Source organism: Variovorax sp. CF313, from assembly GCF_000282635.1.
GTDB lineage: Bacteria > Pseudomonadota > Gammaproteobacteria > Burkholderiales > Burkholderiaceae_C > Variovorax.
On the sequence record NZ_AKIW01000015.1, the window covers coordinates 1 to 22,629 of the forward strand.

A 22,629-nucleotide genomic window follows, 5' to 3' on the forward strand; every position below is an offset into this window, starting at 1 on the left:
AAGGAGGAGGCCGCAGGCCGGGGGACATTCGCGGAGCAAGGTACCCCGTCGGCGTGATCGCGCCCCGAACGACGACGACGACAGCTATTCACCTCAGTCCTCGATGCCGCGCTGCGCCGGGATGCCCGCCTTGAAGGCATGCTTGACGAGCGTCATCTCGGTCACGGTATCGGCCAGCTCGATGATCTCCGGCGGGCAGCGCCGCCCCGTGAGGACCACATGCACATGCTTGGGCCGCGCTCGCAATGTTTCGAGCACGCCTTCGAGCGGTAGCCAGCCATAGATCAGCGGGTAGGTGATTTCGTCGAGCACCACGAGGAAGTGCTCGCCCGACAGGATCGCCGCCCTGGCCTTCTCCCAGCCGTCGCGCGCGAGCTGGCCCGAACGTTCGAGGTCCTGGCTCTTCCAGCTGAAGCCGTCGCCGAGGCCTTCGATCGGGATGCCGATCTGTTCGAACATGCGGTGCTCGCCGAAGCGCGCCGATGGCACCTTCATGAACTGGTAGATCTTCACGGCCTTGCCGCGGCCGTGCGCGCGCAGCGCAAGGCCGAAGGCCGCGGTGCTCTTGCCCTTGCCGTCGCCGGTGTTGACGATGACGAGGCCGCGGCGTTCGCCTTCGGGCTTCTCGTAGGGCTTCTCGCTGGGAGGGGCTTCTATTTGCATGGGTTCTCTTGTCAGTTTCGGGGCTGCTGTTTCGGGGTGTGCGCGCACCCCGAACAACGCGCAAAAAACACAGCGCACGTCATAGCGGCAACGCAATCCACTGGTCCGCCACCCGGTGCACGCGGATGCGGTGGTCGAACACCTGTTCCAGTGCGGCGTGAGTAGTGGGGTCGCCGCAGCCGCCATGATGAACCACGCGGCCGCGGTCCATCACGACGAGCTCGTCGGCGGCCAGTGCCATCGGCAGCTCGTGCAGCACGCTGACCACGGTGCGGCCCTCGGCGACAAGCGCGCGCGCAGTCTGCATCCAGTCCGCCTGGTGCGGAGGGTCGAGGTTGGCGAGCGGCTCGTCCATCAGCAGCAGTTCGGCCTCGACCGCGAGCGCGCGCGCCAGCAGCACGCGCTGGCGCTCGCCACCGGAAAGCTGGCCCAGCGGACGATCGCGCCAGTCCCAGGCCTGCGTGCTGCGCAGGGCACGCTCCACGGCCTCGCGGTCGGCGGTACTGGGCGCAGCCAGCCAGCGTTGGTGCGGCAAGCGGCCGAGCATGGCGACGTCGTAGACCATCAGATCGTCGGCGCTGCCCTCGCCCGTGCCGCTCTGGCCCAGCCACGAGAGGCGCTGGGCGCGGATGCGCGCCGGCACCTTGGCCTGCGCCTCGCCGAAGAGCCGCACCTCGCCGCGGTGTGCGAGCAGGCCCGCGAGCGCCTTGAGCAGCGTCGACTTGCCCGCGCCGTTCGGGCCGACGATGCTGGTCCAGCGGGCGGTGGACAGCTGCAGGTCGATGTCGTGCAGCACCTCGGTAGCGCCCAGCGTAGCGCTCACGCGGTGTGCTTCGAGGGCCGGTGTGTGCCGCTCGCTCATGCCACGCCACTCCGTGCGCCGCGTCGGTGCATCAGCCACAGCAGGTAGCTGCCGCCCAGCACCGCCGTGAGCACGCCCACCGGCAGTTCCTGCGGCGCGATCAGCCAGCGCGCCAGCAGGTCGGCCGCCATCAGCAGCAAGCCGCCCATCAGCGCCGACAGGACGATCAACCGCGCGTGCGTGGTCTTGACGACCGAGCGCACGAGGTGCGGCGCGGCCAGGCCGACGAAGGCGATCAACCCGGTCTGCGCCACCGCCGCACCCGTGGCCAACGCCAGCACCACGACCAGCGCCGCGCGCATCGCGCCCAGCGGCAGGCCCAGGCTGCGCGCCGTGGCCTCGCCGAGCGCGAGCCCGTCGAGCACCGGCGCCAGCGCCCAGGCCAGCAGCAGGCAGACCGCGCCGACCATGGCCATCACCGCGCAGGCGCTCCAGCCGACGAGGCCGGTGCTGCCCAGGATGAAGCCCTGGATGGCCTGGAGGATGTCGGCCGAGGCGATGGTGATGAGGTCTTTCGCGGCGCCGAGCACCACGCCGACGATCACGCCGGCCAGCAGCAGCCGCAGCGTCTGCTGCACGCCGCGCGCCAGCATCAGCGTGAGCATCACCGCCAGCACCGCACCGAGGAAGGCCGCGCCGGTCAGCCCGAGCCGCATCACCCACTGCGTGCTGGCGGCCGAGCCGCCGAACATCAGCAGCGCCAGTGCCACGCCGAGCGAAGCGCCCGAGGCACTGCCCAGCAGGTACGGATCGGCCAGCGGGTTGCGGAACAGCCCCTGCGCGACCGCACCCGCCAGCCCCAGCAGCGCGCCGGCCAGCCATGCACCGAGCGTGCGCGGCAGGCGGATCTCCCACACGATCTGCAGCGCCACCGGGTCGTGCCGCGCCGCGAACAGGCTTTCGAAACCGGTGCTGCCGATGCCCAGCCCCAGCACCATCAGCGCGGCGCCGAGTACCAGCAGGCCCGCGCCGAGCAGCAAGACGCGGCGCAGGTGGGCCGTATGCCTGAGCGCCGCGTTCACCGCTTGCCGCCCTTGTCGCTCAGGCACTGCGCCATCAGGCGCGCAGCCTCGTCCATGCGCGGGCCGGGGCGCACGAGCACGTCGGATTGCGCAGCGTCGAAGCGGCAGATGCGGCCTTCGCGCACCGCGCGGATGCCGGCCCAGCCGGGGCGCTGCTCCAGCCCTTGCGCACTGCGCACGCTGACCATGATGAGATCGGGATTCGCGCGCACCACGTACTCGGGGTTGAGCTTGGGAAACGGCCCCAGCGATGCCGGCACGATGTTCCTCTCTCCGAGCCGCTTGAGCGTCTCGCCGATGAACGACGACTCGCCCGCCGCATACGGCGCGCTGTTCACTTCGAAATACACACGCAACCCCTTCGCACTCGCGGGCACCGACTGCGCGGCGGCCGACACGCTGGCATCGATCACGCGCCAAACCTTGGGCGCTTCATGCGTGCCGAGCACCTGGTCGAGCTTGTCGAGCACGCGCTGCACATCGGCGTGGCTCTTGGGTTCGAGCACCAGCACCTTCAGGCCCAGCGCTTCGAGCCGCTGCGTGACGCGCGACGACTTGGCGAGCAGCACCGCGTCGGGCCTGAGCGCGGCGATGGCTTCCACGTTCGGGTCGATGCCGCCGCCGAGCTGGGGCAGCGCCCTCACCTGTTCGGGCCAGTTGGAGTAGCGGTCGACGCCCACCAGCCGGCCGCAGGCGCCGAGCGCGCAGACCGATTCGGTCAGCGCCGGCAGCAGCGAGACGATGCGCTGCGGTGGTTGCGGGAGGCTCACGGAAACGCCGCGCTCGTCGACCAGGTCGAGTGCGTGCGCGGCCAGGGCGAAAAAGGCGAGGCCGAATGCCGCCAGCGGACTACGGATCTTCTTCATGCAGCAGGTGCCTTCAGACTCAGCGGCAGTCCGGCCGCCATCAGCGTGACGCGGCCGCAGGCGGCGGCCACGTCCTGGTTGAGCCGGCCGAGTGCGTCGACGAAGGCGCGCGTCTCGCGGCCCAGCGGAATCACGCCCAGTCCGATCTCGTTGCCGACCAGTACCACCGGCCCGCGCGCCTCGCGCAGCGCGGCCAGCAGCATCGCCACGTGCGTTGCCGGGGTGCGTGTCACGGGCCGAGCGTCTTCGGAGGGCATCGGCATCAGCAGGTTGGTGAGCCACAGCGTGAGGCAGTCGATCACGACCAGCGTCTCGGGCGAACTCTGCGTGACGACGGCGCGCGCGAGTTCGATCGGCTCCTCGATGGTGCGCATGCCGGGCACGCGCTCGGCACGGTCGGCCTGGTGGCGCACGATGCGCTCCAGCATCTCGTCGTCGTAAGCCTGCGCGGTGGCGATCAGCACGGCGCGGTGCGTGCGAGGCTCGGCGGCGATCCAGTCGATGGCGCGCTGCTCTGCCCGACGCGACTTGCCGCTCTTCTGGCCGCCCAGGATGAATTCGTGCTCGGCGGTCTTCGGCTTACTCGGTTGCGGCATGGCTCTCCAAATCGATGGGCATGGCGCCGAAAAGGCGGGCCGTGGCTTGCGGACTGGAGGCAAACCACGCGTGGAAATAGCTCGCGCGCACCGGGCCGTGCACGTACAGCGCCTCGCCGCTGCGCGCGCCCACGGCCTGCGTTGCGCCGGGCCGGGCCGTGTGGGCGGCAGGCGCGAGCGTCGTTTCGCAGCGCGAATAGTGGAAGGTGTGGCCGCGCAAGGTGTCGCTGCCGAGCGTGAGCTGCTGGGGTCCGAGGCCGGCGAGCCGCTTCTGCATCGTCACGCGGCCGGGCAGCAGGCCCCAGAGACGGTGGACCTGTGCATCGTCCTGCGTGGCCAGTTCGTCGAACAGCGCCATCATGCCGCCGCACTCGGCCCAGACCGGCTTGCCCAATGCAGCATGCGCGGCGAGCGATTCGCGCATCGTTGCGCAGGCGGCCAGCGCTTCAGCGTGCAGCTCGGGATAGCCGCCGGGCAGCCAGACGGCGTCGCAGGCCGGCAGGGCATCGCCCGCAAGTGGCGAGAAGAAGGAGAGCCGCGCGCCCAGCGCAGTGAGCACGTCGAGGTTCGCGGGATAGATGAACGAGAAGGCCGCATCGCGCGCGATGGCGATGGTGCGCCCGGCCAGCAACGCCGGGATCGCTGCTTCAGGTTCAGTCGCTTCGAAGCGCACCTGCGGCAGCTGACTGGCCTGCATCCTGCCGAGCGGCGTGGCGGCCAGCACATCGGCCGCCGCATCGAGCCGCGCCATCGCATCGCCGAGTTCGGTGGCGGCAACGAGGCCCAGGTGCCGCTCGGGCAGCGTGAAGCCTGCGTCGCGCGGCAAGGCGCCGAGCCATTGCGAAGGCTCGCGCAATGCGTCCTTCAGCATGCCCGCATGCCTTTCGCTGGCCACCCGATTCGCCAGCACGCCAGCCCACGGCAATCCGGGCCGGAAGTTCTGCAGCCCGTAGGCCAGCGCGCCGAAGGTACCGGCCATGGCGTGCGCATCGATCACCGCGAGCACCGGCAGGCCGAAACGCTCGGCAAGGTCGGCCGCGCTGGGCGTGCCGTCGAACAGACCCATCACGCCTTCGACGATCAGCAGGTCGCATTCGGCCGCTGCGGCGCGCAGGCGCGCCCGGCAATCGGCCTCGCCGGTCATCCAGAGGTCGAGCGAATGCACCGGCGCGCCGGTGGCCAGCGCCAGCCAGTGCGGATCGAGGAAATCGGGCCCGCACTTGAAAGCGCGCACCCGGCGGCCCTGGCGCGCATGCAGCCGCGCGAGCGCCGCCGCGACGGTGGTCTTGCCCTGCCCCGAGGCCGGGGCAGCCACCAGCACGGCGGCGCACGAGGCCGCCTCGGCACCGGCGGCGCCGCTTCGTGGCGAGGGTTGGCTTAGTGAGGCGTCCACTTGAGACCGACGTACGCAGTGCGGCCGGCATTGGCGTACAGCCGCGCGTACTGGTAGTCCTTGTTGCCCACATTGTCAACGCGCGCCACGAGGTTGAGGTCACGCGTGATCTGCGTGGAGGCCGACAGGTTCAGCACGGTGTAGCCGCCGAGCTTCACGCTGTTGGCTGCATCGTCGTAGCGGCGGCTCGATGTCTGCACCTCGGCGCCCAGCGTCCAGCCGGCAATGCGCCAGTCGGCGCCCAGGGTGGCGTGGCGCTGCGCGCGGCGGGCCAGCAGGTTGTGGGTGGCGAGGTCGCGCGGGTCCTGGAAGTCGAACGAACTGCGCAGCGTGACGTCGCCCAAGCGCTGGCTGCCCGACAACGTGACGCCCTGGTAGCGGGCGCGCGCGGTGCTCGAGTAGCAGCCGAACGAGGAGGCGCAGCCCTTGGCCGTTCCATCGAACCCGATCAGGTTGCGCACGCGGCTGCTGTAGACGACGATGCCCGCCTGCGTGGCGCCTTCGGTGAACTGCAGGCCCAGCTCGGCGTTGCGGCTCGATTCCGGCTTGAGCGTGGCCAAGCCGAATTCACTGAAGCGCTGATACAGCGTGGGCACGCGGAAGGCCGTGCCCGCAGAAGCCGTGAAGCGCAGCGATGGCGTGATGGCATAGCCGTAGGCCGCGCTGCCGGTGGTCTTGCCGCCGAACTCGCTGTCCTTGTCGTGGCGCACGTGCAGCTGCAGCGAATGCGGGCCCTGCACGAAGCCGTAGCCGAGCGAAATCGCATCCTGCGAACGATCGCGCGACAGCAGCTTGGATGTAGTGGTGGGCGCGTTTTCGAGTGCGTCCTCGCGGCGTTCGAGCGTGGCCGTCACCAGGTGCGGGCCGAAGCGGAACTCGTTCTGGAACAGGTAGCCGCGCAGGTTGGTTTCGGTGCGGTAGAACGAAGGCTGCGTCTTGTAGACCGACTGCGAATCGGTCACCTGCACGCGGGTGCTGTAGACGTCGTTCCACTTGGCTGACCAGGTCAGGCCGGCGGTGCGCAGGGTATTGGTCGACTCGTCGTCGCGAAACAGGATCGGCGGCCTGGTCCTGTAGGACACGGCGGCGTCGTAGCCGGCCTTGATCTCGCTGGTGAGCAGCGTGGCATCGATGCGCTGGTCGGGCGTGATCTGGAAGCCCAGCTTCACGTTGCCCGAGGTGCTGGTGTAGCCGTCGCGGTCGGGGCTGGCGTAGCCGTCCTTGACCACGTTGCGCTTGTTGGCGGGCTGCACGTTGTAGCCCTTGCTTTCCTCATGCGCCACGCCGAACGAATAGTCGAACAGGCCCGACTTGCCGCTCACGCCGCCTTCGATCTTGCGCAGGCCGTTGCTGCCGAAGCCGATGCCCGCGTAAGGCGCCACACCCTCTTCGCCGCGCCTGGTGAAGAGCTGGATCACGCCGCCGATGGCATCCGAGCCATAGACCGCGGCGGCCGGGCCGCGCAGCACTTCGATGCGGTCGATCTGCGAGAGCGGAATGCCTTCCCAGCCGGCGCCTCCGGTCGATTGCGAGTCGATGCGCACGCCGTCGAGGTAGACCGCCGTGAAGCGCGTTTCCGCGCCGCGGATGTACAGGCTGGTGGCGTTGCCCAAGCCGCCCGAGCGCGAGATCTCGATGCCGGGCAGGCGCGAGAGAACGTCGGCCACGCCGGTCGCGCCGCTGCGCTCGATGGTTTGCCGGTCGACGATGGACACGTCGCCCACCAGGTCCGACAGCGCCTGCGGCGTGCGGTTGGCCGTGACCACCGTTTCGCCGAGCGTGGGGGCCTCCTGTGCATGGGCCAGGCCGCCGAAGGCGGTAGCCAGCGCCAGCGGCAGGCAGGCGTGGCGGAAACGGCGCGCAGGAGCGCGGCCGCGAGAAAAGCAAACGTGGGAAATCATGGAATGAGCCGAACGAACGTCAATACCCCTCGCCGGCCTCCCCGCCGGCGCCTGGGCGCCATGGCCGCCCCATGCAACGATCACGCATGCGGCAGCCGCCTTGTTGGCCGGTATCCGGGCTGGCAGAACGACCCCTGCCGCCTTCCCAGGCGCCTGTTTCAGGGCACCCAGTGGCTTCGATGGAAAGGGGTTGGCGCCTTGCGGCGCCGTCTGCTTGACCGTTGCGGGGGCAGCGCAGGCGGCTTCGGCCTTGTTCCGACCTGGTGAGGTCGGGGCATCCACTCCTGCTTCCCGTTGAACCGCGGCGCGTGAACCACGCCGCAGGCACCAACGGGCGGGATTTTAGAGCCTGCCGGCGGCCGGTTAATTCGAAAGTTGCGGTCGCCGCTAACATCGGCGGCCATGATGCGGCCCGCCTCGGTTTTCCTGGATCTTCGTTCGGCGCTGCAGCGTCTCTTCGGCATCTCGGGCTGGCAGTCGATGCTGCTGTGGTCCATCGGGGCCGGCCTGCTGGGCACGCTGGCGACCGAAGTCTTCCGCGCGGCGCTCCTTGCCTTCGAGCACCTGGTGCTCGGGCCGGGCGAAGGGCTGGTGGCGATGGCGAAGCACCTGCCGTGGTGGGCGCGCGTTGCCTGCCCCACGCTGGGCGGGCTGGTGGCCGGGCTGCTGCTCGTGCTGGCGAAACGCGTCGCGCAGCGCAGCGCCACCTCCGACTACATGGAAGCCATCGTGCTCGGCGACGGACGCATCCCGGTGGCGCAGACGCTGGCGCGCAGTGCGTCGTCGCTGGTGAGCATCGGCAGCGGCGGCTCCATCGGGCGCGAGGGCTCGATGGTGCAGCTGGCGGCGCTGGCGGCTTCGCTGTTGGGGCGGGTGTTCCGCTTTCCGGCCGAGCGGCTGCGGCTGCTGGTGGCCTGCGGCGCGGCGGCGGGCCTGACCGCGGCCTACAACGCGCCCATCGCCGGCGCCTTCTTCGTCGCCGAGATCGTGCTGGGCTCGATCGCAATGGAGAACGTGGGGCCGATCATCATCGCCTCGGTGGTCGCCAACGTGGCGATGCGGGCGCTGCCCGGCTACCAGCCGCCGTACAGGATGCCGGCGTTCCCGGAGATCCATGGCGCCGACGTCATGCTGTTCTGCGTGCTCGGCGTGCTGCTGGGCTTTGCCGCGGTCGGCTTCCTGCGTGCGCTGCAGGGCAGCCGCGCACTGTTCTCGCGATTGCTGCTGACGCTGCCGTGGCGGCTGGCTTTGGGCGGCTTGGTGATGGGCGTGGTGTCTGTGCCCGTGCCCGAGGTCTGGGGCAACGGCTACAGCGTGGTCAATGCGGTGCTGCACACGCCCTGGCCGTGGACGTTGATCGCGATGGTGCTGGCAGCCAAGGCGGTCGCCACGCTGGCCACGGCCGGTTCGGGCGCGGTGGGCGGCGTGTTCACGCCCGCGCTGTTCTTCGGCTGCATGGTGGGTGCGCTGTTCGGCCAGGGCGTACAGGCGCTGTGGCCGGCCGCAAGCTCGGCGCCGTTCGCCTATGCCATCGTCGGCATGGGTGCGTTCCTGGCGGGCGCGACGCAGGCGCCGCTGATGGCGATCCTGATGATCTTCGAGATGACGCTGAGCTACCAGGTCATGCTGCCGCTGATGGCGGCGAGCGTCATCGCATATTTCGTCGCGCGCTCGGCCAACGCCGGCTCGATGTACGAGATCACCCTGCGCCGCAACGAACAGCGCGACGCACAGATGCGCTTGCGCGGGCTGCACATGCGCGACCTGGTGCAGCCGGCCGAAACGGTGGTCAGGCCCGAGGCGGACCGCGAGGCGATGAGCAAGCTCTTCCTGCAGCACCCCGTGAAGTACCTGTACGTGGTCGATGCGGACAACCGCTATCTCGGCGTGGTGCCGCTGTCGGCTCTTGGTACGGCACCTGCCGAGACGACCGCGAGCGCCTTGCTCTCACAGGCCATCCTGCCGCTGACCGCCGACACTGGCCTGGGCGAAGCGCTTCAGCGCTTCCTGGACCACCTGGGCGAGCGGCTGCCGGTGATCGAGAGCACGGCCAACCCGGTGCTGCTGGGCGTGGCAGCGAAGAGCGCGCTGCTCGCCACCTACGTGCGGCTGAGCGAGCCATGAAAGGTTTGATCGACGGACTGCGAGGTCGCAGAATCCGGATTGCGCCGCGTGCCGCGCCAGGCCTCGGCGGGACCGCCTCCCCGTGAAACTACAATCGCCAACCATGCCCGCCTCCAGCCCCATCGACCAGATCGCCGAGCGTGTTGAACGACTGCTCGTGCGTCACGAAGAGGTGCAACGCACCAATGCGTTGCTGCAGGAGCAGGTCGATGCGCTCACGCGCGAACGCGACGGCCTGAAGTCGCGCCTCGCCGCGGCTCGCACGCGTCTCGATGCCCTGCTCGAACGGCTGCCGGCTGAACCACCTTCCGAAGATTCCCCCGCATGAAGCAGATTGAAGTACAGATCATGGGCCAGAGCTATCTGCTCGGCTGCCCCGATGGCGGCGAGGCGCAGCTGCGCGAAGCCGTCGAACGCGTGGACGCGGCCATGTGCAAGATCCGCGATGCGGGAAAAGTCAAGGCCCGCGATCGCATCGCGGTGCTGGCCTCGCTGAACCTGGCGTTCGATCTGGCGGCACAGCAGCAGGCCGCAGCCGCACCAATGGCGGCGCCCGCCGTTGCCGCCACAGCAGACAGCGGCGATGCCGACCCGAAGGCCGCGCAACTCATTCAAAGACTCGATCAGGCCCTGGCCGGCGATGGACATTTACTCTGAATGAATCCCGCAGGGAGACAGACGAAGCGTAAAATCCACTCCGTCTGCAGACTGTGTCGGGCTTAATATTTCCTTGTTCCAATGCTCTCCGGAGCCGGGCTTGGTACATCGCTCGACGGGCGTGATCATCTCGCGTCAGATGAACCCGAAGTCCTGCTGCCCTCGCCCACCTGAACCCTGGTTCAGGATGCGGGTCCGGCACATCACCTGCAGACACCTATTCCTGCCACGGCCCCCTGCATCCACTGCATGGGGCCGTTGCTTTTTCCAAACTCCCCTCGCCTGACCTTCCCGTGAACTTCGCTGCCCTGCTCGACCCCATCCTGATTGCCGAACTCGCCGCCCTGGGCCTTGGCACCGGTTTTCTCGCGGGCCTGCTGGGCATCGGCGGCGGCATGCTGATGGTGCCGTTCATCACGATCATCATGGGCCATCGCGGCGTGCCGGCCGACCTCGCGGTGAAGATGGCGATCGCGACCTCGATGGCGACGATCATCTTCACGTCGGTGTCGAGCGTGCGCGCGCATCACAAGCGCGGCGCGGTGCGCTGGGACATCGTGCGGCGGCTCGCGCCCGGCATCGTCATCGGCAGCCTGGTGGGCAGCCTCGGCGTGTTCTCGCTGCTCAAGGGCACGGCGCTCGCCATCTTCTTCGCGCTGTTCGTGGGCTTCTCGGCCACGCAGATGTTCCTCGACAAGAAGCCCGCGCCTACACGGCAGATGCCGGGTGCGGGCGGCCAGCTCGCGGCGGGCGGTGTGATCGGCTTCATCTCGGGCCTCGTGGGCGCGGGCGGCGGCTTCATCAGCGTGCCGTTCATGACGTGGTGCAACGTGTCGATCCACAACGCGGTGGCGACCAGCGCGGCGCTGGGCTTTCCGATCGCAGTGGCGAACGTGCTCGGCTATGCGGTCAGCGGCCAGTCGGTGCAGGGCTTGCCGGCGGGCTCCTTCGGCTACATCTGGCTGCCCGCGCTGGCTGTGATCGCCATTTGCAGCGTGTTCACCGCGCCGTTGGGCGCGAAGGCCGCGCACAGCCTGCCGGTGAGGAAGCTCAAGCGCGTGTTCGCGAGCATCCTGTACCTGCTGGCGGCCTACATGCTCTGGAAGGGGCTGCACGGCTGATCCGTCGGGCGAAAAAGCCCTTCGCGCCCGAGGTCCGTCCCATTGCGGCGCGAAGGACCGCGCCGTATAACGGCCTCATGAAAATCCTCATCGCCGTCGATGGCAGCGCCTACACCCGCAAGGCGCTCGACTACCTGTTGTCCAACCGGGGCATGTTCGTGGACGGGCATCAGCTGGTGGTGGTGAACGTGTGCACCGGCATCTCGGGCCACGTCTCGCGCCACCTGAGCAAGGAGATCGTCGCGGACTACTACGCGGAGGAAAGTGCCAAGGTGCTCGACCCCGTGAAGGCGCTGTTCGCCGAGAGCGGCGTGAGCAACTACACGGTGGAATCGCGCCACGGCCACGTGGCCGAGGAAATCCTCAAGTCGGCCACTGCAGCGCAAGCGGGGCTGATCGTGCTCGGCACCCACGGCCATGGCATCTTCGGCCGCGCGCTGATGGGCTCGGTCGCCACCAAGGTGATCGCCGAGACGAACACCACGGTGCTGCTGGTGCAGTAGTTTTCTTCGTCGCTACTGCGTGCGCTGCTGCCGCCATTCGCGCGGCGAGCAGCCGAAGCGCTCCTTGAACGCGCGGCTGAAATGCGCCGCGTCGTTGAATCCCCGGCTGTAGGCGATGTCGGCCACGGGGCGGCCCGCGAGGCGCGGCTCCAGCAGGTCGCGGCTGCATGCCTCCAGCCTGCGCTCCCAGATGTACTGCGAGGGCGTGAGCGGCTCGCTCTTGAACACGCGGTGGACGTGGCTCACCGACGCGCCCAGCCCGGCCGCCAGCGTGCTCACCGACAGCGATGGATCGGCTAGCTGCTCGTCGATGCGCCGCTTCACGCGCGCGAGGTGGTAAGCCGCGAGATTGCTCAGCGAAGGCGCGCTCGCCACCGGCAAGGTCTGCAGCCCGGCCACCAGGATGTTCTGCACGCCGTTGGCCACCGCGAGGGCCGATGCCGGCTGCAGCGTGTCGATGTCCTCACGCAGCGTGCGGATCATGCTCAGCAGCAGGTGCCCCGCGCCTTCGCGTCCCGAAACCGTGGTGGCCGTCAGCGCCTCGGTGTCGCGCAGCTCGCTGCGCAGGCGCTCGCCGGGCAGCTTGAGCACGATCTGCTCGAAGGACTGGTCGAACAGCAGTTGGTAGGGCCGCGTGCTGTCGTACAGCGCGAAGTCGCCGGCCGACAGCACCGCATCGCGGCCGTCCTGCCGCACCACGCCCTGGCCGCGCGCCTGGATGCTCACGAGGAAGTAGTCGTCGCTGGAATGCGAGATATGCCCCGGCGTGCGCATCACCTTCTGCGGCCCCGAGGTGACGACCGACACGTCGAGCCCGGGCAGCGTGTGCTGGCGGATGCTGCCTTCGAAATCGCCGGCCTCGCCCTCGCGCACCGGGTCGCAGCCGAGCTGCACGTAGACGTTGCAGATCATGTCGGTCCAGTAGGCGAGCCGCTGGTCGCGCGGGACGGCGTCGGTGCTGAGCAACTGGGTCATCGGGGGTTCCTCGGAAAGCCTGGACAGCAGGAGCAGGCAAGGCATGCAACGCTGGAACAAGAACGCCGCCAAACCGGGTCAAGGCGTTCCGGCGGCGCGAATCTACGCTTCAAGCAACCCGCATGCCACAGCGCAAACCCGGTGCTTGCGGCCCACGCCCCGTTACTTCCATTGCATCTGGAGAAGCTTCATGCCGACCACCGTTCATCCCAAGCTGCGCGTTGCAGCAGTACAAGCCTCGCCCGTGTTCCTCGACCTCGACGGCACCATCGACAAGACCATCGACCTCATGGCGCAGGCCGCGAAACAGGGCGTGAAGCTCGTCGCCTTTCCCGAGACCTGGGTGCCCGGCTACCCATGGTGGATCTGGCTCGACTCGCCGGCCTGGGGCATGCAGTTCGTGCAGCGCTATCACGACAACTCGCTGGTGGTCGGTTCGGCCGAGTTCGACCGCGTCAGGGAGGCCGCGCGCAAGCTCGGGATCTGGGTGTCGCTGGGCTACAGCGAGAAGGCCGCGGGCAGCCTCTACATCGCACAGGCGCTCATCGACGACCAGGGCGACACGGTGCAGACGCGGCGCAAGCTCAAGCCCACGCACGTGGAGCGCACGGTGTTCGGCGAAGGCGACGGCTCCGACCTTGCCGTGGTCGAGACACCGCTGGGCAACATCGGTTCGCTCTCGTGCTGGGAGCACCTGCAGCCTCTGAGCAAGTACGCGATGTATTCGCAGAACGAGCAGATCCACTGCGGCGCCTGGCCGAGCTTCTCGCTGTACCGAGGCGCTGCCTACGCGCTGGGGCCCGAGGTCAACAACGCCGCGAGCCAGGTCTATGCGGCCGAGGGCCAGTGCTTCGTGATCGCGCCCTGCGCCACCGTGTCGAAGGCCATGAGCGAACTGATGTGCACCGATGCCGGCAAGCAGCAGATGCTGCGCACCGGCGGCGGCTATGCGCGCATCTACGCACCCGACGGCTCGCCGCTGGGCACGCCCTTGGCGGAAGACGAGGAAGGCCTGGTCGTTGCGGACATCGACCTCGGCATGATCTCTCTCGCCAAGGCTGCCGCCGACCCCAGCGGCCACTACTCGCGGCCCGATGTCACGCAGCTGCTGCTCAATAAGACGCGCCGCGAACCGGTCGTGGTGCAGCAGGCGGCGTCGCCGGGGCCCAAGGCCGAGCCCGAAGGCGCCGTGTCCGAGCCGGTCTCAGCCTGAAGCAGCGGAGGCACGCCATGGAATCCGCCATCGACGAGCACCTGAAGTGCCCCCGCACGCGCCATCGCCGCGTGGAAAACGACTACGTGCCGCCCTACCCCGTGTGGTCGGCGCGGGCCCCGGTCGCGGTGAAGCAGGTGGTGATGGGCTACTTCGGCGTGCAGTCGCGCGGCGCTGAAATGCAGGGCCGTGCCTGCGCCGCGCTGATGAAGATCGCACGCGACTTCGCCCTGCCCGACGGCCCCGGCCATCACGACCTGACGCATTACGTCGACGCCGAAGGCTTCGACAACATGATCGCCATCGCCTATTGGAGCGATCCCGCAGCCTACGCGCGCTGGTGCGCGACGCCCGCGGTCGACGCCTGGTGGCGCTCCGACGAGCGGCTCAGGGAAGGCCTGGGCTACTTCCGCGAGATCGCCTCGCCGCGCGTCGAGCACTTCGAGACCATGTTCAACACACCCGACCGCTTCGAAGGGGTCGGTGTGGTGATGGGCGGGGTCAGCGGCGAGCTGCAGGAGCACGGCTACTGGGGTTCGATGCGCGACCGCATCCCGCTCTCGCAGACCGACGCGATGGCGCCCTCGGGCATGCGCGCGGTGATCGCGGGTACGCCGGCGCCGGGGCAGCGCGTTCGCATCGCGGGCCACGAGAACCTCGCGATGATCCGCTCCGGCCAGGAATGGACCGAGACCACCGGCCAGGAACGCACGCTCTACCTGCAGGACATGGAACCGGTGCTGCGCGAAGGCATGGACTTCCTGCGCGACCAAGGGCTGGGCATCGGCTGCTACAGCAACCGCTATATGCGCCACCTCGACGCGCAGGGAGCGACACTGCAGAAGTCATTCGGCCTGAGCTACTGGCGCGCGCTGGCCGATATGGAGCGCTGGGCCGAGTCGCACCCCACGCACGTCGCGATCTTCGGCAGCTTCATGCGCTACGTGCAGGCGCTGAACTTCCAGCTGCAGCTGCGCGTGTACCACGAGGTGTCGGTGCTCAAGGCCGACGAGCAGAGCTACGAGTACGTCAACTGCCACGCGGGCAGCGGGCTGATGAACGGGCTCGCGCCCGCTTCGTAGGCAGTCTCAGGCGGCGAACAGCCCCTTGTGCTCAGCGCGCAGCAGCGCCTTCTGCACCTTGCCCATGGTGTTGCGCGGCAGCTCCGGCACCACGAAGCAGCGCTTGGGGATCTTGAAGTTCGCGAGCTTCGACTTGAGCTCGGCCACGATGGCATCGGCATCGAGCGAAGAGCCCGCCTTGGGAATGACGATGGCCACGCCCACCTCGCCGAAGTCGGGGTGCGGCACGCCGACCACGGCGCTTTCCGCCACACCGGCCATCTCGTTGATGTAGCCCTCGATCTCCGCCGGGTACACGTTGTAGCCACCGCTGATGATCAGGTCCTTGCTGCGCCCGACGATGGTGATGTAGCCCCGGCCGTCGATCTTGCCCACGTCGCCGGTCTTGAAGAAGCCGTCGGCGGTGAACTCTTCCTTCGTCTTCTCGGGCATGCGCCAGTAGCCCGCGAACACGTTGGGGCCGCTGACTTCGATGTTGCCGATCTCGTCGGTGGCGCAGCTGCGGCCGCTGTCGTCGCGTACGCGCAGTTGCACGCCCGGCAGCGCAAAGCCGACGGTGCCGCCGCGGCGTTCGCCCTGTTCCGGCCTGTAGGGGTTGGACGTGAGCATGGCCGTCTCGCTCATGCCGTAGCGCTCGAGGATGGTGTGGCCGGTGCGCTCGCGCCATTCGTCGAAGGTCTCGATCAGGAGCGGCGCCGAGCCCGCGACGAACAGCCGCATGTTGCGCACCGCCTCGCGCGTGAGGCCCGGCTCGGCCAGCAGCCGCACGTACAGCGTGGGCACGCCCATGAACACCGTCGCCTCGGGCAGCTTCGCGACGACGCGCTTCGGCTCGAACTTCGAGAACCACAGCATCTTGCTGCCGTTGAGCAGCGCGCCGTGCAGCGCCACGAACAGGCCATGCACGTGGAAGATGGGCAGCGCGTGGATCAGCACGTCGCCTTCGGTCCAGCCCCAGTAGTCCTTCAGCACCTGGGCGTTCGACAGCAGGTTGCCGTGCGTGAGCATCGCGCCCTTGCTGCGGCCGGTGGTGCCGCTGGTGTAGAGGATGGCGGCCATGTCGCCGGCCTTGCGCTGCGCCACCGTGTGCCGGTCGCTGCACTGCGCGGCCATTTCGAGCAGCGTGCCGGTGCGGTCGTCGTCCAGCGTGAAGACGTGCTTCGTACCCGCCGCGGCGGCAATCGGCGCGACCCACGAGGCACTGCGGCTGGTGCACACCACCACGGCCGGCTCGGCGTTGCCGATGAAGTATTCGATCTCGGCGCTCTGGTAGGCGGTGTTGAGCGGCAGGAACACATAGCCCGCGCGCAGCGTGGCAAGGTACAGCAGCATCGCCTCGACCGACTTCTCGACCTGCACCGCGATGCGTGCGCCCTTCTCCAGGCCCAGCGCGTCGAGCAGGTTCGCGATCATGGCGCTTGCGCGCTCGATGTCGCGCCACGAGTAGCGCAGGCCGTTGTCGGTCTCGACGGCGATGCGGTCGAGGTCGGCGGGAAATGCCGCGCGCAGGGCGGCGAACAGGTTGGCGTTGGCGGTCTTCTTCATCGGACGGTTTCTTCTCTTCAGAAATTCGGGGGCCGCTTCGCGAGAAAGGCGGCGATGCCTTCGCGGTGCTCCGCGGAGTCGGCGTAGTCGTAGGCACTGGCAAGCAGGCCGTGGGCGGATGGGGCGCCGGCACGCAGCGCGGCAAAGGTCTTCTTGTGCAGGCGTGCGGCCTGCGGCGCGAGCGCGGCGATGCGTGCGGCATGGGATTGCACCGCGAGCGCCACTTCGTTGTCCGGCAGCACCTGCAGCAGAAAGCCCGCGTCGTACAGACGCTGCGCCCCGTGCACGCCGGCGGCCAGCAGCATGTCGCGCGCGAGCACATCGCCGATGGCGCCATGCACCAGCGCGGCTTCGCGCGGTGCCATCGGAAAACCGAGCCTGGCGATGGGCGCGCCGAACTTCGCCGACGCGCCGGCCAGGCGGATGTCGCAGCAGCTGGCGATCTCGACGCCCGCGCCCATGCAGGCGCCCTCGATCTGCGCGACAAGCGGCAGCGGGCAGTCGAGCATGGCCTGCAGCGCGGCCCACACTTCGTTCTCGTGGAACTCGCGCAGGCTCGGCTCTTCGAAGCGGAACGACGGATATTCGGAAATGTCGCCACCCGCGCAAAAGGCTGCGCCCTCGCCGCGCACGACGACGCAGCGCAGGCCATCGTCGTCACCGCCGAGGCCGTCGAACACGGCGCGCAGCTCGCGCCACATGGCGCGCGTCATGGCGTTGAGGCGCCCTGGGTTCGACAAAGCGACGACCGCGATGGCGCCTTCCCGGCGCAGCGAAATGCAGCTGTCGGTCATTCGAGCTTGGCGCCCGATGCCTTCACCACCGCGGCCCAACGCCTGATCTCGGCATTGACGAAGCTGCCGTAGGCGGTGGTGGTGAGGTTCGGGATCTCGGAGCCGTTCTGGGCCCAGATGGCTTTCAGGTCATCGGTGGCGAGCGCCTTCTTCATGTCGTCGATCGCGCGCGCCTGCGCTTCGGCTGGCGTGCCCTTGGGCGCCCACAGTCCGTACCACGTGGTGACGGTGTAGTCGGGCAGGCCCACTTCGGCCGCGCAGGGCACGTCGGGGAAGGCGGGGTTGCGCTTGCTGCCCGCGACCATCAGCGCCTTGATGCGGCCACTCTTGATGTGCTGGGCCGAGGAGCCCAGGCCGTCGAACATCAGGTCGACGTTGCCCGAGATCAGGTCGGACAGTGCCGGGCCCGCGCCGCGGTACGGAATATGGGTGATGAAGGTGCCTGTCTGGAGCTTGAACAGCTCGCCCGCCAGATGGTGCGAGGTGCCCGAGCCGGCCGAGCCGTAGTTGAACTTGCCGGGGTTGCGCTTGGCCAGCGCGATGAACTCCTGGACCGTGTTGACCTGCACGCGCTTCGGGTTGATCACCACCACCTGCGGCACGTTGGCCAGCAGCATCAGCGGCACGAAGTCTTTCTCGATGTCGTAGTCGAGCTTCGGGTAGATCGACGGCGCGATCGCATGGTGCACCGCGCCCATGAACAGCGTGTAGCCATCGGCAGGCGCCTTGGCGGCGATGCTCGCGCCCAGTGTGCCCCCTGCGCCACCGCGGTTGTCGATGACCAGCGTCTGCCCCGCGATGCGCGAGAACTGGCCCGAGAGCGGCCGCGCGAACGCATCGGTCCCGCCGCCGGCCGGGAACGGCACGATCATCGTCACCGGTTTCGTCGGCCAGCCCTGCTGGGCCCGGGCAGCACCGCAGAGAACGGCCGCACCGGCGGCAGCCGCGCGCAAGACGTCACGGCGTTGAAAGCTTGGATTCATTTGTCTCATCTCCAGTTTGTCGTTGTGGATCTTGCCGCCCGATGCGGTGTCCGGCGTACTGTTTGCCACCGGCCTGCGAACGCCATCAGCCTTTTTTGAAGTACAGGCTTTCGATGTCTCCCGATACAGCCACCTTGCCGTCCGCCAGCCAGGTGCGATGTTTGTCCAGGCGTTTGAGGTCGTAGAGATAGTTGACCATGAGCCCGTACGACTGCTTGTGCCCCTTGGGCGACGGGTCGCCGGCCCAGTTCAGGCGCTCCACGCGGGCACCGTTGCCCAGGTGGAAGCGCGCGACCGGGTCGGCCGGCGTGCCGTCGACCAGCGCGCGGCCGAGGTATTCGGCGGCGGCCTGCATCAGCCATTGGCGCAGCGGCGACTTCGCGTCGAAGGTGGCGGCAGAGTCCGCCGCGGCGAGCAGGCGCTCGGCGGTCGGCGGCAGCGAGCCGACGAGGCGGCCGAGTTCGGCTTCGCGCTTCTCGTCCAGGCGCGGCAGCAGGTCGACGACGTTCTTCGCGAGCCAGGTCCGAAAGCCCGGAATGGGCGACAACGTGGCGAAGGTCTTCAAGCGCGGCAGTTCGTCCTGGAGCGTCTCGACCACGCGCTTGATGAGCGAGTCGCCGAAGCTCACGCCGCGCAGGCCGTTCTGCGTGTTGCTGATCGAATAGAAGATGGCGGTGGTGGCCCTGGCCGGCAGCACGGGCACGGCAGCCTCGTCGAGCAGCGGCGTGATGCCGTCGCTGATGCGGTCGACCAGCGCCACCTCGACGAAGATCAGCGGCTCGTTGGGCAGGCGCGGATGGAAGAAGCCATAGCAGCGGCGGTCGCTGTCGTCGAGCCGGTTCTTCACGTCGGACCAACTCTTGATGTCGTGCACCGCCTCGTAGCGGATGAGCTTCTCGATCAGCGAGGCCGGCGAGTCCCAGTCGATGCGGCGCAGTTCGAGGAAGGCCACGTCGAACCAGGTGGAGAACAGATGCTCCAGCTCGGCATCGAGCGCAAGAAGGCGCTTGTCGGCCTTCAGGCACGGCAGCAGCTCCGCGCGCAGATCGACCAGGAAGCGCATGCCTTCAGGCTCGACCGCGAAGCGCTGCAGCAGGCGCATGCGCGGCGACACCAGCGCGCGGCGCAGGCGCAGCTCGGCCTGGCCTTCGTCGGGCGTGCCCACGGCAGCCTGGTGCTGGTTGCGGGCGGTCTCGAGCTTTTGCGCGTCGGCGGCGAAATGCTCGCTCATCAGGGCCCAGTAGTCGCGGCGCTCCTCGGGCGTGGCGGCGCGGTAGGCGTCGGCGATGGCATGCGCGCGGCGGCCGCCCTCGACCTCGCTCACGCGCGGATCGATCACGGCCTGCAGGTCGGCCAGCACGCGGCGCAGCGCGCGCGGCGACAAGGCTTCGTCAGCCTTGCGCAGCGTGGCCTGCAGGCGCTCGGCGGTGGAACGTGCGCTGGGCTTGGGCGCGCTCTTCGACGCGCCCTTGGCGGCGCCTTCCGACGCCACCGGCACCTTGGACTTTTCGCCAGAACGCAGCCGCGCCTGGAACCATTCGGTCGCACTCATCGGGGCACTCCAATGCTTGGGGGGGCGGGCATGGCGCGTTCGGCGGTCACGGCATTACCCTGGATTTCTGCTGGCGCGCGACTTCACGCAGCGCTTCGCGCTGGCGCGTCATGTGCGTGCGCATGGCGGCGTCTGCACCTTCGCTGTCGCGCGCCTTGAGCGCAGCGAACACGGCCAGGTGCTCGGACAGGCTCTGGTCGAGCCGCCCCGGCGCATGCAGCTGCTGCAGCCGCGCGAGTTTGAGGATCTTGCGCAGGTCGCCGATCACCTGCGCCAGCCACTTGTTGTCGGCGAGCTTGATGATCGCCTCGTGAATGATGTGGTTGGTGGCGTAGTAGTCATTGATGCGGCGCGCCCTGGCGTGGCGCACCAGCCGCTCGTGCAGCGCATCGAGTTCATTGAGCTCGGCGTCGCTGGCGTTGCGCGCGGCCTCGTAGGCACAGCGGCCCTCGAGCAGCGCGATGACGGGAAAGATCTCGTCGAGATCGCGTTCGGTCACCTCGTTGACGAAGCAGCCGCGCCGCGGCTCGTGCCGCAGCAGGCCCTCTGCGGTGAGCACCTTGAGTGCCTCGCGCAACGGGGTACGGGAAATTGAGAGCCGCTCGCACAGCGCCGCCTCGTCCACGAAGCTGCCGGGCGCCAGCGTGCCGTCGAAGATCTGCTCGCGCAGCGTGGCAGCGACTTCGTCGTGCAGGGAGTTGGGAACCAGGCGCATTGGAATGGCGTAATTTCCTGTAATTACGCGTAATTCTGAGCCCGCCGAACATTTGGCGCAAGAGCCGCGCACGCCCTGCGCGGCTGGGACTTACCCTGCAAGCTTCCGGCTGAACGAACTCACGCCTGCGCGGGGGCGGTCTTGTTGTTGGCGCGGCCGAACCAGAACCACAGTGCGATGCCGGCGATCACCATCGGCACGCTGAGCCATTGCCCCTGGCTCAGGTTCAGCGCGCGCAGGCCGAGGAAGTCGTCGGGCTCGCGAAAGTACTCGGCCACGAAGCGCAGCACGCCATAACCGATCAGGAACACCGCGGCCACCTGCCCCTGCTTGCGCTCCTTGCGCGCATAGAGCCACATCACCACGAAAAGCAACAGCCCCTCGAGCAGGAACTGGTAGACCTGCGAGGGATGGCGCGGCAGCATCGATCCGCTTTGCGGGAACACCATGCCCCAGGGCAGATCGGGGCTGCTGAAGCGGCCCCACAGTTCGCCGTTGATGAAGTTGCCCACGCGGCCGGCTGCAAGCCCGGTCGGCACGCAGGGCGAGACGAAGTCCATCACCTGCCAGAACGGCCGCGCACGCGAACGCGAGAACCAGACCATCGCACCGATCACGCCGAGCAGCCCGCCATGGAAGCTCATTCCGCCCTGCCACACGTAGAGGATTTCGAGCGGATGCGTCAGATAGAACTCGGGCTTGTAGAACAGGCAGTAGCCCAGCCGCCCGCCGACGATGACGCCCATCACGCCGAGAAAAAGAATGTCCTCGATGTCCTTGCGCTGCCACACCCCCGCGCCCACCAGCGAGCGGTACGGCTCGTGATGCAGCCGGCGCGTGCCGAGAAAATAGAACAGCGCAAACGCGGCCAGGTAGGTCAGGCCGTACCAGTGGATGGCCACCGGCCCGAGCTGCAGGGCGATGGGATTGATCTGCGGATACATGAGCATCCGCAGATTGTGCCCGGAGCGAATGACTCGCTCCCAGGCTTCGCGCACTTCGCGTCGCTTCGCCCTCCCCCTGCCGGGGGCAACACCTGCGGCCCGGCAAAGCCGGTTCCGCGGTGTTCTGCGAATTTGCTGGTCAGCGAGCGGACCCTGCGCCCTGCTTGGCCCCCGCCGTGCGCTCGCGCACGAACGCCACGAACCGCGCCAGCGCCGGGTGCGCAGCCTGCGCCGGCCATACGAGGCTCGTCTCGCAAGCCGGCAGCGCCACGCGGCGCCGGCCCACGCCCTTGAATTCGCCGGCCTGCCGGTAGACGACGCCAGCGCGCCGAAACTGCATCACGCTGTGCGGCACCCAGGCCACGCCGATGCCACCCGACACGAGGTTGACGATGGTCTGCATCTGGATCGCCTCCTGTGCCACCTGGGGCACTCGGCCAGCTGCGTGATAGAGGTCGAACACCGCATCGTGCAGCGACGGCACGATGCGGCGCGGAAAGATCACCAGCGGCTCGGCCAGCACCTCTGCCAGCGGCACGGGCCGTGCGCGGGCGAGCCGGTGCTGCGCCGGCAGGGCCAGCACCAGCGCCTCTTCCTCCACCGGCAGGCGGGACAGGCCGGGCGGCGCCGCGCCGGGCGAATGCAGCATCAGCCCGGCATCGATCTCGCCGCGCGCAAAGGCTTCGAGCTGCACGTCGCCGGTGGCCTCGACCAATTCGAGCGCAACCTCCGGGCACAGCACGCGGAACTCGCGCACCCAGGCCGGCAGCTGCTCGAAGCCGACCGTCGAGACGAAGGCGATGCGCACCCGCCCCACCTGCCCCGCCGCTGCCGCCCGTGCCCGCGCGGGAAGCGCCTGCGCGCGCGCCAGCAGCTCGCGCACGTCGGGCAGCAAGGCCTCGCCGGCGGGCGTGAGCGCCACGCGTCTTCGCGTGCGGTCGAACAGCACCACGCCCAGCGTCTTCTCGAGCTGGGCAATGGCCTGCGTCACCGGGGGCTGCGTCATGTGCAGCCGCAGCGCGGCGCGGCCGAAGTGCAGCTCCTCGGCCACGGCCACGAACTGCCGCCAGGCCCGCAGGTCGATCAGGGCTTCATTCATATGCGAAGCATATCAATCC

General features: G+C 68.7%; 22 protein-coding genes and 1 riboswitch. Of the genes, 7 read left to right on the forward strand and 15 right to left on the reverse strand.

What is annotated here, in order from left to right; all coding sequences use genetic code 11:
• Positions 1-93 precede the first annotated feature (93 nt).
• The 7 genes from cobO to PMI12_RS04890 form a co-directional block, all read right to left on the reverse strand.
• Positions 94-663 (reverse strand): cob(I)yrinic acid a,c-diamide adenosyltransferase, encoded by a 570-nt coding sequence (gene cobO, locus PMI12_RS04860; protein WP_007829710.1) that lies wholly within the window; start codon positions 661-663, stop codon positions 94-96.
• Positions 664-742: 79 nt separating this feature from the next.
• Positions 743-1,525 (reverse strand): ABC transporter ATP-binding protein, encoded by a 783-nt coding sequence (locus PMI12_RS04865; RefSeq protein ID WP_007829711.1) that lies wholly within the window; start codon positions 1,523-1,525, stop codon positions 743-745.
• Complete coding sequence (locus tag PMI12_RS04870) at positions 1,522-2,547, reverse strand: FecCD family ABC transporter permease (RefSeq protein WP_007829712.1); 1,026 nt, start codon at positions 2,545-2,547, stop codon at positions 1,522-1,524. The genes PMI12_RS04865 and PMI12_RS04870 overlap by 4 nt, the downstream gene beginning before the upstream one ends.
• Positions 2,544-3,413 (reverse strand): ABC transporter substrate-binding protein, encoded by an 870-nt coding sequence (locus PMI12_RS04875; protein ID WP_007829713.1) that lies wholly within the window; start codon positions 3,411-3,413, stop codon positions 2,544-2,546. Before PMI12_RS04875 ends, PMI12_RS04870 begins: the two co-directional genes overlap by 4 nt.
• Positions 3,410-4,009 (reverse strand): bifunctional adenosylcobinamide kinase/adenosylcobinamide-phosphate guanylyltransferase, encoded by a 600-nt coding sequence (locus PMI12_RS04880; RefSeq protein ID WP_007829714.1) that lies wholly within the window; start codon positions 4,007-4,009, stop codon positions 3,410-3,412. The genes PMI12_RS04875 and PMI12_RS04880 overlap by 4 nt, the downstream gene beginning before the upstream one ends.
• Entirely contained in the window at positions 3,993-5,402 is a 1,410-nt protein-coding gene (locus PMI12_RS04885; RefSeq protein ID WP_042672843.1) for a cobyrinate a,c-diamide synthase, read from the reverse strand. The genes PMI12_RS04880 and PMI12_RS04885 overlap by 17 nt, the downstream gene beginning before the upstream one ends.
• Positions 5,387-7,303 carry a TonB-dependent receptor domain-containing protein gene (locus tag PMI12_RS04890; protein WP_007829719.1) on the reverse strand — a complete coding sequence of 639 codons (1,917 nt, stop codon included), beginning with the start codon at positions 7,301-7,303 and terminating at the stop codon, positions 5,387-5,389. The genes PMI12_RS04885 and PMI12_RS04890 overlap by 16 nt, the downstream gene beginning before the upstream one ends.
• Before the next feature lie 88 nt (positions 7,304-7,391).
• Positions 7,392-7,650: riboswitch (cobalamin riboswitch) on the reverse strand.
• 55 nt (positions 7,651-7,705) lie between these two features.
• On the opposite strand from PMI12_RS04890, the gene PMI12_RS04895 reads away from it, so the two are divergent.
• From PMI12_RS04895 to PMI12_RS04915, 5 genes are all read left to right on the forward strand, one after another.
• On the forward strand, positions 7,706-9,427 hold the full coding sequence (locus PMI12_RS04895) for a ClcB-like voltage-gated chloride channel protein (protein ID WP_007829721.1): 1,722 nt from the start codon (positions 7,706-7,708) through the stop codon (positions 9,425-9,427).
• Positions 9,428-9,530: 103 nt separating this feature from the next.
• A complete protein-coding gene (locus tag PMI12_RS04900) occupies positions 9,531-9,755 on the forward strand; it encodes a hypothetical protein (protein ID WP_007829722.1) in 225 nt (74 codons plus the stop codon).
• Complete coding sequence (locus PMI12_RS04905) at positions 9,752-10,084, forward strand: cell division protein ZapA (RefSeq protein ID WP_007829725.1); 333 nt, start codon at positions 9,752-9,754, stop codon at positions 10,082-10,084. Before PMI12_RS04900 ends, PMI12_RS04905 begins: the two co-directional genes overlap by 4 nt.
• A 293-nt stretch (positions 10,085-10,377) precedes the next feature.
• Positions 10,378-11,205 carry a sulfite exporter TauE/SafE family protein gene (locus tag PMI12_RS04910; protein ID WP_007829727.1) on the forward strand — a complete coding sequence of 276 codons (828 nt, stop codon included), beginning with the start codon at positions 10,378-10,380 and terminating at the stop codon, positions 11,203-11,205.
• A 77-nt stretch (positions 11,206-11,282) separates the two neighbouring features.
• Entirely contained in the window at positions 11,283-11,708 is a 426-nt protein-coding gene (locus PMI12_RS04915; RefSeq protein WP_007829729.1) for a universal stress protein, read from the forward strand.
• Positions 11,709-11,720: 12 nt separating this feature from the next.
• Here PMI12_RS04915 and PMI12_RS04920 read toward each other — a convergent pair whose 3' ends face one another.
• Positions 11,721-12,683 (reverse strand): helix-turn-helix domain-containing protein, encoded by a 963-nt coding sequence (locus PMI12_RS04920; protein ID WP_007829730.1) that lies wholly within the window; start codon positions 12,681-12,683, stop codon positions 11,721-11,723.
• Positions 12,684-12,873: 190 nt separating this feature from the next.
• Between PMI12_RS04920 and PMI12_RS04925 the strand changes: the two genes are divergently transcribed.
• Together PMI12_RS04925 and PMI12_RS04930 are read left to right on the forward strand one after the other, a co-directional pair.
• Complete coding sequence (locus PMI12_RS04925) at positions 12,874-13,896, forward strand: carbon-nitrogen hydrolase family protein (protein WP_007829732.1); 1,023 nt, start codon at positions 12,874-12,876, stop codon at positions 13,894-13,896.
• A gap of 17 nt (positions 13,897-13,913) precedes the next feature.
• Positions 13,914-14,978 (forward strand): phenylacetaldoxime dehydratase family protein, encoded by a 1,065-nt coding sequence (locus PMI12_RS04930; RefSeq protein WP_007829734.1) that lies wholly within the window; start codon positions 13,914-13,916, stop codon positions 14,976-14,978.
• Positions 14,979-14,984: 6 nt separating this feature from the next.
• On the opposite strand, the gene PMI12_RS04935 is transcribed toward PMI12_RS04930, so the two are convergent.
• The 7 genes from PMI12_RS04935 to PMI12_RS04965 form a co-directional block, all read right to left on the reverse strand.
• Positions 14,985-16,523, reverse strand: coding sequence for a malonate--CoA ligase (locus PMI12_RS04935; RefSeq protein WP_007829737.1), 1,539 nt, complete (start codon positions 16,521-16,523; stop codon positions 14,985-14,987).
• A gap of 17 nt (positions 16,524-16,540) precedes the next feature.
• Positions 16,541-17,317 (reverse strand): enoyl-CoA hydratase/isomerase family protein, encoded by a 777-nt coding sequence (locus PMI12_RS04940; RefSeq protein WP_007829739.1) that lies wholly within the window; start codon positions 17,315-17,317, stop codon positions 16,541-16,543.
• On the reverse strand, positions 17,314-18,300 hold the full coding sequence (locus PMI12_RS04945) for a Bug family tripartite tricarboxylate transporter substrate binding protein (RefSeq protein ID WP_042672844.1): 987 nt from the start codon (positions 18,298-18,300) through the stop codon (positions 17,314-17,316). Before PMI12_RS04945 ends, PMI12_RS04940 begins: the two co-directional genes overlap by 4 nt.
• Before the next feature lie 85 nt (positions 18,301-18,385).
• Entirely contained in the window at positions 18,386-19,852 is a 1,467-nt protein-coding gene (locus PMI12_RS04950) for a malonyl-CoA decarboxylase (RefSeq protein ID WP_007829741.1), read from the reverse strand.
• A gap of 46 nt (positions 19,853-19,898) precedes the next feature.
• Entirely contained in the window at positions 19,899-20,567 is a 669-nt protein-coding gene (locus PMI12_RS04955; RefSeq protein WP_007829742.1) for a GntR family transcriptional regulator, read from the reverse strand.
• Positions 20,568-20,686: 119 nt separating this feature from the next.
• Complete coding sequence (gene lgt, locus PMI12_RS04960; RefSeq protein ID WP_042672845.1) at positions 20,687-21,517, reverse strand: prolipoprotein diacylglyceryl transferase; 831 nt, start codon at positions 21,515-21,517, stop codon at positions 20,687-20,689.
• A gap of 133 nt (positions 21,518-21,650) precedes the next feature.
• Positions 21,651-22,610 (reverse strand): LysR family transcriptional regulator, encoded by a 960-nt coding sequence (locus PMI12_RS04965; protein ID WP_007829744.1) that lies wholly within the window; start codon positions 22,608-22,610, stop codon positions 21,651-21,653.
• Between the last annotated feature and the right edge of the window lie 19 nt (positions 22,611-22,629).